The organism is Acidovorax sp. JHL-9, from assembly GCF_000426205.1.
GTDB classification, from domain to species: Bacteria; Pseudomonadota; Gammaproteobacteria; order Burkholderiales; family Burkholderiaceae_C; genus Acidovorax; species Acidovorax soli.
Map to the genome: position 1 here is coordinate 56,620 of NZ_AUEX01000021.1, position 13,524 is coordinate 70,143.

General features: G+C 66.2%; 8 protein-coding genes and 2 tRNA genes. 7 read left to right on the forward strand and 3 right to left on the reverse strand.

The window, feature by feature from the left end:
- The first annotated feature begins 82 nt into the window (after window positions 1-82).
- Window positions 83-1,087 (forward strand): P1 family peptidase, encoded by a 1,005-nt coding sequence (locus K225_RS0113930; RefSeq protein ID WP_026436992.1) that lies wholly within the window; start codon window positions 83-85, stop codon window positions 1,085-1,087.
- 198 nt (window positions 1,088-1,285) lie between these two features.
- Entirely contained in the window at window positions 1,286-2,608 is a 1,323-nt protein-coding gene (locus tag K225_RS0113935; protein WP_026436993.1) for a TAXI family TRAP transporter solute-binding subunit, read from the forward strand.
- Between the two features lie 44 nt (window positions 2,609-2,652).
- On the opposite strand, the gene K225_RS0113940 is transcribed toward K225_RS0113935, so the two are convergent.
- Together K225_RS0113940 and ettA are read right to left on the reverse strand one after the other, a co-directional pair.
- Complete coding sequence (locus tag K225_RS0113940; RefSeq protein WP_026436994.1) at window positions 2,653-5,034, reverse strand: DUF1631 family protein; 2,382 nt, start codon at window positions 5,032-5,034, stop codon at window positions 2,653-2,655.
- Between the two features lie 59 nt (window positions 5,035-5,093).
- The gene (gene ettA, locus K225_RS0113945) at window positions 5,094-6,755 is read right to left on the reverse strand and encodes an energy-dependent translational throttle protein EttA (RefSeq protein ID WP_026436995.1); all 1,662 of its coding nucleotides are present in this window, start codon (window positions 6,753-6,755) and stop codon (window positions 5,094-5,096) included.
- Between the two features lie 243 nt (window positions 6,756-6,998).
- On the opposite strand from ettA, the gene K225_RS0113950 reads away from it, so the two are divergent.
- The 5 genes from K225_RS0113950 to K225_RS0113970 all read left to right on the forward strand — a co-directional run bounded on the left by K225_RS0113950 (window position 6,999) and on the right by K225_RS0113970 (window position 13,274).
- A complete protein-coding gene (locus tag K225_RS0113950; RefSeq protein WP_026436996.1) occupies window positions 6,999-8,735 on the forward strand; it encodes a DEAD/DEAH box helicase in 1,737 nt (578 codons plus the stop codon).
- A 338-nt stretch (window positions 8,736-9,073) separates the two neighbouring features.
- Entirely contained in the window at window positions 9,074-10,933 is a 1,860-nt protein-coding gene (locus tag K225_RS0113955) for a M14 family metallopeptidase (protein ID WP_026436997.1), read from the forward strand.
- A gap of 87 nt (window positions 10,934-11,020) precedes the next feature.
- Window positions 11,021-11,097, forward strand: a tRNA-Arg gene (locus K225_RS0113960).
- A gap of 229 nt (window positions 11,098-11,326) precedes the next feature.
- On the forward strand, window positions 11,327-12,379 hold the full coding sequence (locus K225_RS0113965; RefSeq protein WP_026436998.1) for a Fe(3+) ABC transporter substrate-binding protein: 1,053 nt from the start codon (window positions 11,327-11,329) through the stop codon (window positions 12,377-12,379).
- A gap of 136 nt (window positions 12,380-12,515) precedes the next feature.
- Entirely contained in the window at window positions 12,516-13,274 is a 759-nt protein-coding gene (locus K225_RS0113970; RefSeq protein WP_026436999.1) for a 3-hydroxyacyl-CoA dehydrogenase, read from the forward strand.
- A gap of 156 nt (window positions 13,275-13,430) precedes the next feature.
- On the opposite strand, the gene K225_RS0113975 is transcribed toward K225_RS0113970, so the two are convergent.
- A tRNA-Asp gene (locus K225_RS0113975) sits at window positions 13,431-13,507 on the reverse strand.
- Window positions 13,508-13,524: the final 17 nt, after the last annotated feature.

The following is a 13,524-nucleotide window of genomic DNA, read 5'->3' on the forward strand; positions in this document are numbered from 1 at the left end:
ACGGCCTGCGCGGGGCGATGGGCGCGCCGATGGGTTCACCGCGGCGCATGCCGTGGCGCCGCAGGGCACCATAATCCCGGCCATGATCGCACCCATTCCCGCCAGCGATGCTGGCAGCATCACCCGCGTGGCCGGCATCGAGGTGGGCCACTTCACCGATACGCGCCGCCCCACCGGCTGCACCGTGGTCATGGCGCGCGAGGGTGCGGTAGGCGGTGTCGATGTGCGCGGCGCGGCACCGGGCACGCGTGAGACCGACCTGCTGGCCCCCTGCAATCTGGTCGAACAAGTGCACGCCATCGTGCTCGCCGGCGGCAGCGCCTGGGGGCTGGAAGCCGCCACCGGCGCGGTGCGCTGGCTGGAGGAACACGGTGTGGGGTTCGACGTGGCCGTGGGCCGCCTGCCCATCGTGCCCGCCGCCGTGCTGTTCGACCTGCTGGTGGGCGACATGCACATCCGCCCTGACGCCGCCGCGGGCTACGCCGCCTGCGCCGCCGCGTCGCGCGATGACCCCGCCGAAGGCAACGTGGGCGCCGGCACCGGTGCCGCCGTCGGCAAGGTTTTTGGCATGCAGCGGGCCATGAAGGGCGGCGTGGGCACCGCTTCGATCACCGTGGGCGGCGTCACCGTGGGGGCGCTCATCGCCTGCAACGCCGTGGGCGATGTGCTCGACCCCGACACCGCCCAGGTGATTGCCGGCGCGCGCACCGAAGACGGCCTGCGCCTGCTTGACACCCGCCGCGCCCTGCTGCGCGGCGAGCGGCCCCAGCCCTTGCTGGCCGGCACCAACACCACCATCGGCGTGGTGGCCACCGACGCCGCCATCAGCAAGGTGCAGGCCCACCGCCTGGCAGTGGCCGCCCACGACGGGCTGGCGCGCAGCATCAACCCGGTGCATACCCTGTCGGACGGCGACACGCTGTTCACCCTGGGCACCGGGCTGGCAGGCAAAAATCCTGGCATGCTGGTGCTGGCCACCCTGGCCGCAGAGGTCACGGCCATCGCCACCGCCCGTGCGGTGCGCGCCGCACAGGCCCTCACCACTTCCGACGGCCTGCACCTGCCCTGCTGCGCAGATCTGGCCTAAGGCAATGCTGAACAAGTCCCCCGCGTGCCGCGCATCCCTGCTTTGGGCAGTCTGCGGCGTTGCAAATGCTCGCAATAGCGTTGGCTATTGCTGCGCTTTGCGCCTTGCAGCCCATCCCAAACCAGGGCGCGCACCATCGCGCGGACTTATTCAGCATCACCCTAACCCGCGCCCCCGGCGCAAATGACCCCGCAACCCATGCCCCAGGCTTTTCGCAACACCCTTCTCACCCTGCGCGACCTCATCGTCTCTGCCGGCCCGCTGGCCTTTCTGGCCCTGGGGCTGGTGGCGGCCGCCTACTGGTGGCTGAACCCCAACCCGCCCAACCAGGTCACGCTGGCCACCGGCCCCGCGCAAAGCGCCTACGAGGAGTTTGGCAAGCGCTACCAGAAAGCGCTGGCCGCCGACGGCATCGAGGTGGTGCTGCTGCCCAGCGAGGGCTCGTTGGCCAACCTGCAGTTGCTGCGCGAGGGCAAGGCCGACGTGGCCTTTGTACAGGGCGGCACGGCAGAGCTGCAGCCAGACGACCCCGATCAGCTGGTGTCGCTGGGCAGCCTGTTTGTCGAGCCGGTGTGGCTTTTCTATCGCACCGATGCGGCCCTGAAAGTGGCGGCTGGCGGACGCCTTGACAGCCTGCGCCAGTTGCGCGGCCTGCGCGTGAACGTGGGCTCGGAAGGCAGCGGCGTGCCCACCCTGATGGACCGCTTGCTCGATGCGAACCGGGTGGAGAAAGGGCAGGTGAAGCTGTCGCGGCTGGAGCAGACGCCCGCCACGATGGCCTTTCTGGCGGGCAAGCTGGACGCGCTGGTGTTTGCCTCGGCGCCCGAATCCCTCATGGTGCAGATGCTGCTGCAGACCCCGGGCGTGCACCTCATGGATTTCGCGCAGCACGAGGCCTATGGCCGCAAGTTTCCCTTCCTCACCCCCGTGACGCTGCCGCGCGGGGTGGTGGACCTGGCCGGCAACGTGCCCGCGCACGATGTGCGGCTGGTGGCCTCCACCACCTCGCTGCTGGCCCGCGAGGGCACCCACCCCGCGCTGTTGACGCTGTTTGCCCAGAATGCGCAGGCGCTGCATGGGGGTGCAGGCTGGTTCAACCGGGCGCGCGAGTTTCCCAGCACCCGGCACAGCGAGCTGCCCATTGCCAAGGAAGGCGAGCGCGCCATCAACGAGCCGGTGCCCCTGCTGCAACGCTACCTGCCGTTCTGGATCGCCAACCTGGTCGAGCGCATGTGGCTGGTGCTGGGCATCTTGCTGGCCGTGATGCTGCCGCTGTCGCGGGTGGTGCCGCCGATCTACCAGTTCCGGGTGCGCTCCCGGGTGTTCCGCTGGTATGGGCGTCTGCGTGAAATCGAAAACGATCACGAATCGGGCAAGGCCTTGCCGCAAGACCTGCTGGCGGCGCTGGACACGCTGGAGGCCCAGGCCGAGAAAGTGAGCGTGCCGCTGTCGTATGCCGACGAGCTGTATGCGCTGCGCAACCACATCCATCTGGTGCGCAAAAAGATCTTGCGCACCTGAGCGGCTGGAGGGACACACGCCCGGCCCCCCCGGTGCCCGCCTCGTCAGCGGGTTCTACCGGGGTGGGCAGGCTTTTGCGATGGCAGCGGCGCCGCCTTGGTATCGGGGGTGCGGGCCGTGGCCGGCGCTGCATCGGGCACCACGCGCAGGGCCCCCTCGGAGGCAAGCTTGTTGCGCATGCGCCGCGTCATGGACTGGGTGCTGCCGTCGGCCGCGGTGAACAGGAACAGGGTTCCATGGGGGTTGGCCCAGGTCAGCTGGGTGCGCACGGCACGGCGGTTGGTGATCAGCTCGACCCAGACACCGACCACCAACTCGGGGTAGAGCTTGTCGTCTGCCAGCGCTGCCGTGGTGCTCTCTGGTGCCTCCGTTTCCGAAGCAGCCACCACGGGCACCTCGCCGGCCGGCTCGGCAATGGGCAATGCAGGTTCAGGTTCGGCAACCGCAGCCACAGGGGCCGGCTTGTCGAAAGCCTCCTGGTGCAGGCCCACGAGCCGCTGCAAGAAGCTGCTGGTGCGGGTCGGGGAATGCTCTATCGTCTTCAGGCCTGCGCGCACCGTGGCCAGGATGCCGGGCATGGCCTTGGTGAGGCGGTCAGGTTCGGCACGCGTCAATGCGGGCTGCACGCTCCACAGCAGCAGGGGCACCAGGGCCAGATACCCGCCAGGATCCCCTTCGGAAGCGTTCAGTCCCTCTGGCTGCGTTACCTGGGCCAGCGCCACCACATCGGCCCACGGGCCAGTGACAAAGTCCAGGATGTCAGCGGGCACCTGGTCCAGGTCTGGCAGCTTGCGGATATCCGCCGCAATTTTCCCGGCCAGCATCTCACGCTGTTCGGCCTGCAGCAGGATTTTTTCCTGGGCCTCCTGCTGGGTCCTGACCTTTTCCTCCTGGGTGTCCCAGACCGCATGCAAGGCCCTGAGCACGGTGTCAAAAGGCCCTGCGTCCTGGATATCCGTGACAGCCAGATGCTCGACCGCCTGGTTCAGCAAGCGCATGAACTGGCTGAAACCTGGCGCGCGCTCGGTGGTGAAAGTGCGGCTGCGCTGGGTCAGCTCGTCCAGCAGGCGCCGCGCCGGATGCGCTTCATCGGTGAAAAAGTGTCCGTCATGCTGCACCAGCTTCTTGATCGCCGGCTCCAGGCTTTGGACGGCACTCTGGACAGGCGCAAGCAGGCGGGCGTCCTGCGCAATGTTTTCCATCATGCGGCCCACCACTTCCGTGGCAGCCGCCGACGAATACGCCTGTCCATCGGCGGGAGGGACATAGGGAAGCGCAACAGTCCCCAACCGACCAGAACCGCCTGCTGCAGGGTTGCCCGACAGGCGCCCCACCAGACGTTCGAGCTGTGCCATATCCTGCATGGCCTCCGCCACGGCACCCGTCGGGAAAAATCCGCCCGCCTGGCCCGCCAGCCCTGCCTGCGCACTGGCGCCCGGAGGGTCGGACCATGCAGAGTGCACACTGGCGGGCTGCGAATCCCCACCCGCATAGGCACGCGCATCAAAGGCATAGGGGTCGCCACCGCCGGCCAGCATCTGGCGCAGGATGCCTACCGTCAGCAACGCTTCCTCGGCCGCAGAGGAAATGGGCGCCGGCAACGAATCGCCTTGCCACCCGGTCGCGGCATCCACGCCATGGGCTGTCGGCATGCCGTACCCGCTCACGGGCCCGCCCATGGAATATCGGTCATAACCGGTCGAATAGCCCCCGCCATACCCCGTGCTCTGGTGGGGCGTACCGTATCTGCTGCGTCCGGCACCACCGGCGGACACGCCGAGAACGGCATATCCCACCGGTTCGATGCCATGCTCCCGCAGACTGGCGCAGGCGCTCTTGTACTCGGTTACCAGCAACCGGCCCAGAACTTCGCGCATGTGCTGCATCCACAGCTGCCGCACTGGCGGGGCCACCCCGGTCTCGGCCACCACCCTTTGCAGTGCGCGGATGTAGTTTTCCGGGCGCAGGGGGTTGCGCTCGGGTTGAACGCTGCGCAAGCCCTGGGTGGAGCTGACCAGGGTGTTGAGTTCCGCGAGCACGGCATCGGTGGCATGCACGACCAGTTGCTGGGCCCGCGACAGCTCCACCTGGTCCTGCACCTCGGTTTCGTCCATGAGCGAAAGCTCACCGAAATCCATGCCCGAGTCATCGGCTGCGTGCGCGCCCGTTCCGGAAGGCCCTTCGGCGAAGATTTCCAGCAGGGCCATCGGATACGCCTTGGCCAGCGAGGGCTCGTGCTGCGTCAGCGACCGCAGGGCATCTTCCACCACAGAGCGCCGCTGGATATCGTGGGTGGACGATTCCTCGCCTGCCAACGCGCTCTTGGTGGCCCGCACCAGCTGCCCCATGAGGGCTTCGCCCCCGCGCACTGCATTGACAACACAGGCGCGAAATACCGTTCTCGATCGGGACGCTGTTGGGAACATGGTGGGGAAATGAAAGAAAAGCTTCCAGTTGCAATGCTACTTGACTGGAAGCCTTCCTTTTACTTCAGCGCCTTGAAACGCATGCGCTTGGGCTTCGCGCCCTCTTCACCCAGACGCCGCTTCTTGTCGGCCTCGTACTCCTGGTAGTTGCCATCAAAGAAGGTCCATTGGCTGTCCCCCTCGGCGGCCAGAATGTGGGTGGCGATGCGGTCCAGGAACCAGCGATCGTGGCTGATTACCAACACTGTGCCCGCGTATTCGAGCAAAGCGTCTTCCAGCGCACGCAAGGTTTCCACGTCCAGGTCGTTGGAGGGCTCGTCGAGCAGCAGCACGTTGCCACCGGAGATCAGTGTCTTGGCCAGGTGCAGGCGTCCGCGTTCGCCGCCCGAGAGCATGCCCACCTTCTTTTGCTGGTCGCCGCCGTTGAAGTTGAAGCGCCCCGCATAGGCCCGGCTGGCCATGGTGAACTTGCCGATGTTGATCATGTCCAGGCCGCCGGAGATGTCTTCCCAGACCGTCTTGTCGTTCGCCAGCGCATCGCGGTGCTGGTCCACAAAGGCCATCTTCACGGTGGAGCCGATCACGACTTCGCCGCTGTCGGGCTGCTCGCGGCCGGCAATCAGCTTGAACAGGGTCGATTTACCGGCACCGTTCGGGCCGATGATGCCGACGATGGCGCCGGCCGGAATGTTCATGCTCAGGTTGTCGATGAGCACGCGATCGCCGAACGACTTGGTGACGTTCTTGAACTCGATCACCTGGGTTCCCAGGCGGTCGGCCACGGGAATGAAGATCTCGTTCGTTTCGTTGCGCCGCTGGTATTCGAAATCGGACAGCTCCTCGAAACGCGCCAGGCGGGCCTTGCTCTTGGCCTGGCGGGCCTTGGGGTTCTGGCGCGACCATTCCAGCTCTTTCTTCAGGGCCTTGGCGCGCGATTCCTCGCCCTTTTGCTCGGACTCCAGGCGCGCCTGCTTCTGGGTCAGCCAGTCGCTGTAGTTGCCCTTGTACGGAATGCCCTGGCCCCGGTCGAGCTCCAGGATCCACTCGGCCGCGTTGTCCAGGAAGTAGCGGTCATGGGTGATGGCCACCACCGTGCCGGGATAGCGCTGCAGGAACTGCTCCAGCCAGTCCACGCTTTCGGCGTCCAGGTGGTTGGTGGGCTCGTCGAGCAGCAGCATGTCGGGCTTGGACAGCAGCAGGCGGCACAGCGCCACGCGGCGCTTTTCGCCGCCCGACAGCACACCGACCTTTGCATCCCAGGATGGCAGCCGCAGGGCGTCGGCGGCGATTTCCAGCTGGTGCTCGGAGTCGGTGCCCGCGGTGGCAATGACGGCTTCCAGGCGGGCCTGCTCGGCGGCCAGCGCATCGAAATCGGCGTCGGGTTCGGCGTAGGCTGCATACACCTCTTCGAGCTTGGCCTTGGCAGCAAACACCTCGCCCATGGCTTCCTCGACGCTTTCACGCACCGTGTGTTCCGGGTTGAGCTGGGGCTCCTGGGGCAGATAGCCGATCTTGATGCCCGGCATGGCGATGGCTTCGCCTTCGATCTCCTTGTCCACACCCGCCATGATCTTGAGCAAGGTGGACTTGCCGGAGCCGTTGACACCCAGCACGCCGATCTTGGCGCCGGGGAAGAAGCTCAGGGAGATGTCCTTCAAGATCTGCCGCTTGGGCGGCACGGTCTTGCTGACACGGTTCATGGAAAATACGTATTGGGCCATTCGTTGTCTAACCTGCAAAAGTGGGCAGAAATTCTGCGTACAAACCGCGATTATCGGCCCATGCGACAATACACGGCGTTGCGGGCTCCAGTTGCCCGCCACATCAGCAGTCTGCTGGGGACGAAGGAAGAGCATCTTCCGGGCTCCCACCCTTGAACCTCATCTGCCTGAGACTGGCTCGGCAACCCACCGGTTGCCACGACAGGCCGATACCCAGCGCCCCGGACGGGCGCATTCACTGACATGAAATTTGAAGAACTGAACCTGGCTCCTGCCATTTTGAAGGCCGTGCTCGAACAGGGCTACGAGACCCCCACGCCCATCCAGGCACAGGCCATTCCGGCCGTGCTGGCGGGCCACGACCTTCTGGCCGGCGCACAGACCGGCACCGGCAAGACCGCAGCGTTCACCCTGCCCATGCTGCACCGCCTGTCGCAAAGCGCAGCGCCCAAGAACAAGTTTGGCGGCAAGGGCATCCGCGCCCTGGTGCTGACCCCCACCCGCGAACTCGCAGCCCAGGTGGAAGAGTCGGTCCGCGAATACGGCAAATACCTCGACATCAACTCCACCGTGGTCTTTGGCGGCGTGGGCATGAACCCGCAGATCGACCGCATCAAGCGCGGCGTGGACATCCTGGTGGCCACCCCCGGCCGCCTGCTCGACCTGCAGCAGCAAGGCTTCCTGGACCTGTCCACCGTGCAGGTGCTGGTGCTCGACGAAGCCGACCGCATGCTGGACATGGGCTTCATCCACGACGTGAAGAAGGTGCTGGCCCTGGTGCCCCGCGAAAAGCAGAGCCTGCTGTTCTCGGCCACGTTCAGCGACGAGATCCGCGATCTGGCGAACACCCTGCTCAAGAGCCCGCAAAGCATCCAGGTCACGCCCAGCAACACCACGGTGCAGCGCATCACGCAGGTGATCCACCCCGTGGGCCGCGGCAAGAAAAAGCAGGTGCTGCTGCACATCATCCAGCAGCACAACTGGAGCCAGGTGCTGGTGTTCACACGCACCAAGTTCGGCGCCAACAACGTGGCCGAGTTCCTGACCAAGAATGGCGTCAACGCCATGGCCCTGCATGGCAACAAGAGCCAGAGCGCCCGCACGCAGGCCCTGGCCGGCTTCAAGAGCGGTGACATCCGCGCCCTGGTGGCCACCGACATCGCGGCGCGCGGCATCGACATCGACGAGCTGCCCCACGTCGTCAACTACGAAATCCCCAACGTGTCGGAAGACTACGTGCACCGCATCGGCCGCACCGGCCGCGCGGGCAACAGCGGCGAAGCCGTGAGCCTAGTCTGCATGGACGAAGAAGGCTTCATGATGGACATCGAGCGCTTCACCAAGCAGCAGATTCCGGTGCAGGTCATCGAAGGCTTCGGCCCCGAGCCCGGCGAAAAGGCCGAGCCCATCGCCATGGGCCGCCAGACCATCTGGGGCGGCGCCGGCAAGCCGCCGAGCCGCGAGGTCATGCAGGCGGCAGCCAAGGCGGCGCGCAGCGAGATGATGGAACGCATCCGCACCAACAAGGCCGGCCAGGGTGGTGGTGGTGACCGCGGCCCCCGCCAGGCCAGCGGTGGTGGCAATGGCGGTGGCAATGCGCCCCGCTCCGGCCGCGGTGGTGGTGGCCAGGGCGGCGGCGCACGCGGGGGTGCCCAGGCACCAGGACGTGGCCGTGCGCGCCCCGCCGGTGGCGGCTATGAAGGCGGCAACCGCTACGACGACGCACAGCCCCACCGCGCCAATGCCCACCTGGGCACGCATTCGGGCCACAGCAACCCAGGCCATCGCAACGCAGGGCATTCGGCTGGCGGCCAGCCCGACCCGATGCGCACCAGCGTGGACAGCATGGCAGGCGGCGGTCGCCGCGGTGGCGGTGGATACCGCGGCAACTCGGGCGGTGGCGGCTATGGCGGCGGCTCGGGTGGCCGGGGCAACGGATCCCGCGGACCGGGCGGTTCTCGCGGCTCTTTCAACCGCTGAGAGCCCCCCAGACAGGCAACTCGTTTGCCGGCATGGGGCGCCAGGCTCCAATGCCCTGGCGGCCCACAGAATGGCGCAGACCGTGACGGCTCTGCGCCACCACGTTCCATGGCCGCGCGAAAGGCGCGCTGGAGCGGGGCCTGCAGGCCCCGGGCTGGTCCAGCCCGGTAACGCCCCAAGTGGGGGTGCTGGCGGCAACAGACACCTGCCGGCCCAGGCGCCAGGGCGGTGCGCGTCCCCTCCGGCAGACTTTCGACGCCGAGGCAACTGACACACCGGCCAGGGCGCACGCAGTTAACATCGCGCCAGGTTCGACAGGTTCCCAGGCAAGGCACACCATGACCCAGCGCCCCACTCTCTTTGTTTCAGCCAGCTCCCGCGCAGCACAGCCCACACCGCTGATGGCGCGTCGCACGCCGTGGCGCAGTTCCCTGGCCTTGGTGGCCTTGCTGCTGTCCGCCTGCGCCAGCACGCCACTGCCTCCCTGGCCCGGCACGCCCGTCGCAGCGCAAGCCCGTGCCCCCGAGGCCCTGCCGCGCGTGCAACGCGGCACCGTGGTGCCCGCGCCGCTGGGGCAGGCGCGCGACAGCGTGGTGGTCACACCATTGCCGTCCAGCCCGCCTGCGCCCGCCGCTGCGGACACCGCGGCGGCCGCGCCCTATGGCCCGGCCGTGGCTGCGCGGTTTGCGGCCCCGCCCACCTCCTACCACACGCCTGGGCTCGCCGCAGAACGGAGCAGCTTCACCACCAACGCCGAACTGGGTGCCTGGCTGCGCGACATGGCCGGCACGGCGCCACGGGGCGCCACGCTGGCCCGTGTTCTCAGCCTGGGCACCTCGCAGCACGGCGAGCCCATCGAAGGCCTGCTCCTGACCCGTGCCAAGGGCACGGACATTGCCAGCCTGGAAGCCAATGGCCGTTCCACCGTCGTTCTCATCGGCCAGCAGCACGGTGACGAACCGGCGGGCAGCGAAGCCCTGCTGGTGATTGCCAGAGAACTCGCACAGGGCCTGCTCGAACCCCTGCTCGATCGCATCAACGTGGTCGTGATTCCCCGGGCCAACCCCGACGGTGCCGCCCGCGGCACGCGCACCACGGCCAATGGCGTGGACATGAACCGCGACCACCTGCTCCTGAACACTCCCGAAGCCCAGGCACTGGCGCGGGCGGTGCGCGATTACCGCCCCATCCTGGTGCTGGATGCGCACGAATTCACCGTGGTCGGGCGCTATCTGCAGAAGTTCAACGCCATCCAGCGCTACGACGCCCTGCTGCAATACACCACCACGGCCAACTACCCCGAATTTCTCACCAAGGCCTCCGAGGAGTGGTACCACCAGCCCATGCTCGGCGCGCTCCAGTCGCAGGGCCTGTCGAGCGAGTGGTACTACACCACCTCCACCCGGCCGGACGACCGGCGCATCTCCATGGGCGGTGCACAGCCCGACACGGGACGCAACGTGAACGGCCTGAAAAATGCCGTCAGCCTGCTGGTGGAAACCCGTGGCGTGGGCCTGGGGCGCATGCACATCCAGCGCCGCGTCCACACCCAGGTCACGGCCATCACCAGCGCCCTGCGCAGCACCGCCGAGCGCGCCACCCATCTGGAACAGGTGCGCTCTTTTGTGGCACGCGACATCGCCTCCAAGGCCTGCAACGGCCAGGTCGTGGTGGAAGCCCAGGCCACACCCATGCAGCGGGAGCTGACCATGCTCGACCCGGAGACCGGCGCCGACCGCACACTGAAGGTGGACTGGAATTCGTCGCTCGCCCTGCGCACGGTGAAATCACGCGCCCGGCCCTGCGGCTACTGGCTGGCGCCCAGCGCCACCACGGCGGTAGAGCGCCTGCAACTGCTGGGGGTACAGGTGCTGCGCATCGCCGAACCCGGCGCGTTGCTGGCGGATACCTACACCGAAACCGCACGCGACACCACCGAACGCGCGGACGTGCGCGGCACCGTTGCAGGCGGCGCCAGCATCATCCGCAGCCAGGTGACGCCGGTGCGTCGCGCCATCGACGTACCCGCCGGCAGCTTTTATGTGCCGCTGAACCAGGGCCTGGCCAACCTGGCCGTTGCGGCGCTGGAGCCCGACACCCAGAGCAGCTACTTTGCCAACCACCTGATTGATGACCTCGCCAGCACGGCGCGCGTCATGACGGTGCCCTCGCTGGTTTTTGAAGAAATGGACGAGTAGCACGGCTCCTGCGCCGGGTATGATCCATCCCCTCGGGTCAGTGCCTCACTGCACCCGGGGCGCCAGCCAGGCGCCCAGCACATCCATCTGCCCGTAGCTCAACTGGATAGAGCAATAGCCTTCTAAGCTATAGGTCGGGGGTTCGAGTCCCTCCGGGCAGGCCAGGCCTGAATCTGCTGCACTTGCGGACACAATCCGAGGCCCCGTGCACCGTCTTTCCTTGGCCTGCGCCAGGCCTTTTTCCCCGATGCCGCCGAGCCGGCCCGCGCGCCATTCTCGGAGCACCCAGGACACGTTAGCTCTTTCTGCGCACTGGCTCGCCACGCAAATTTATTGCGAATAATTCGCGTTTGTCTTATCATCCCACCACTCCAAACTCCAGAGATGTAACCCATGTCGAAGACTGTCAAAGCCCTGCTCACCGCCTGCGCCCTGGCTGCTGCAGCGGGAACCGCCATCGCCCAGGAACAGGTGGTCAACCTCTACTCGGCCCGCCACTATTCCACCGATGAAGCCCTGTACACCGGCTTCACCAAGGCCACGGGCATCAAGATCAACCGGGTGGATGCGGACGATGCGGGCATTCTGGCGCGGCTGAAGGCCGAAGGCACGGCTTCCCCTGCCGACGTGATCCTGCTGGTGGATGCTGCGCGGCTCTATCGGGGCGAGACAGACGGCCTGTTCCAGCCCATCCGCTCCAAGGTGCTGGAAGACGCCATCCCCGCCAATCTGCGCGGCCAGCCAGCAGCGGACGGCGGTATTTCCTGGTTTGGGCTCTCCACCCGCGCGCGGCTGATCGTGTTCAACAAGGCCAAGGTGCAGAAAAGCGATGTGGACACCTATGAAGAACTCGCCGATCCCAAGAACAAGGGCAAGCTGTGCATTCGTTCGGGATCGCACCCCTACAACCTGAGCCTGTTCGGCTCCGTGACCGAGCACCTGGGCGAGCAGAAGGCCGAGGCCTGGCTCAAGGGCATGGTGGCCAACCTCGCCCGTGCACCCAAGGGCGGCGACACCGATCAGATCAAGGCCGTTGCGGCGGGCGAATGCGACATCGCCGTCACCAACAGCTATTACCTGGCGCGCATGATGCGCTCCGGCAAGCCCGAAGATGTGGCCGTGGTCAACAAGGTGGGCGTGGTTTTTCCCAACCAGCAGTCCTGGGGCACCCACATGAACATCGCCGGTGGCGCCGTTGCCCGCCACGCCAAGAACCAGGCCAACGCCGTCAAGTTCCTGGAATACCTGGCCAGCCCTGAAGCACAAAATTATTTTGCCAATGGCAACAATGAATGGCCCGCCGTCAAGGGGCTGAACATCGACAATCCTGCGCTCAAGGCCATGGCGCAAGACCAGCCCTTCAAGAGCGAAACCATCCCAATCAGCGCGGTGGGCGCCAACGTCACCAAGGTGCAGCAGATGCTGGACCGGGTGGGCTTTCCGTAAATTCACGCTCTGCCCCCCCGCCCAGGGGGCGGCCTGAACTTGCCCGGCACTGTCCGGGCATTTTTTTGCCTGTCAGTGCGCCAGTCCATGGGTGATAATTGACGTGAACGTCAACGTCACTTACAGGAGACACAACATGGAAATCAAAGGGAAGGTATTCATCGTGACCGGCGGCGCGTCGGGCCTGGGCGAAGGCACGGCACGCATGCTGGCAGCGCAAGGCGGCAAGGTCGTCATTGCCGACATGCAGGCGGAAAAAGGTGAAACCGTGGCCCGAGAAATTGGCGGCGCCTTCGTGAAATGCGACGTCAGCAGCGAAGCCGATGGCCAGGCCGTGGTGGCCCAAGCCGTGTCCCTGGGCAAGCTGATGGGCTTGGTGAACTGCGCAGGCATCGCGCCCGCGGAAAAGACCGTCGGCAAGAACGGCGCCCATGCCCTGGCTGTTTTCAGCAAGACCATCACGGTCAACCTGATTGGCAGCTTCAACATGATCCGCCTGGCGGCAGAAGCCATGTGCAGGAATGAACCCGAAGCCACCGGCGAGCGCGGTGTGATGATTTCCACCGCCAGCGTGGCGGCCTATGACGGCCAGATCGGCCAGGCAGCATATTCGGCCTCCAAGGGCGGCGTGGTCGGCATGACCCTTCCCATCGCCCGCGACCTGGCCCGCAACGGCATCCGCAACATGACCATTGCCCCCGGCATCTTTGGCACCCCCATGCTGTTTGGCATGCCACAGGAAGTGCAGGACGCGCTCGCGGCCGGCGTGCCTTTCCCCAGCCGCCTGGGCACACCCCAGGACTATGCCAAGCTGGTGCAGCACATCTTTGAAAACGACATGCTCAATGGCGAGGTGATTCGCCTGGATGGCGCCATCCGCCTGGCACCTCGCTGAAGAAATTTCGCTACTGTTTCAATAGCAATTGGTGCTTATCAGCTAAGCGCCGAATGCCAATTCGGCACAAATCCCGCAAGCAAAACTTGCGGGATTTTTCTTGCCAGAAAGCACAAAAAAACCGCTGCGGCCTTGCGACTGCAGCGGTTTCTTATCTGGCGGAGTGGACGGGACTCGAACCCGCGACCCCCGGCGTGACAGGCCGGTATTCTAACCAACTGAACTACCACTCCTGGCAGGCAGCTTTTCG

Excerpts from the sequence above, each read along its gene's own strand:
- K225_RS0113930 (WP_026436992.1), top strand. The coding sequence starts at position 83 with ATGATCGCACCCATTCCCGCCAGCGATGCTGGCAGCATCACCCGCGTG.
- K225_RS0113935 (WP_026436993.1), top strand. The coding sequence starts at position 1,286 with ATGCCCCAGGCTTTTCGCAACACCCTTCTCACCCTGCGCGACCTCATC.
- K225_RS0113940 (WP_026436994.1), bottom strand. The coding sequence starts at position 5,034 with ATGTTCCCAACAGCGTCCCGATCGAGAACGGTATTTCGCGCCTGTGTT.
- ettA (WP_026436995.1), bottom strand. The coding sequence starts at position 6,755 with ATGGCCCAATACGTATTTTCCATGAACCGTGTCAGCAAGACCGTGCCG.
- K225_RS0113950 (WP_026436996.1), top strand. The coding sequence starts at position 6,999 with ATGAAATTTGAAGAACTGAACCTGGCTCCTGCCATTTTGAAGGCCGTG.
- K225_RS0113955 (WP_026436997.1), top strand. The coding sequence starts at position 9,074 with ATGACCCAGCGCCCCACTCTCTTTGTTTCAGCCAGCTCCCGCGCAGCA.
- K225_RS0113965 (WP_026436998.1), top strand. The coding sequence starts at position 11,327 with ATGTCGAAGACTGTCAAAGCCCTGCTCACCGCCTGCGCCCTGGCTGCT.
- K225_RS0113970 (WP_026436999.1), top strand. The coding sequence starts at position 12,516 with ATGGAAATCAAAGGGAAGGTATTCATCGTGACCGGCGGCGCGTCGGGC.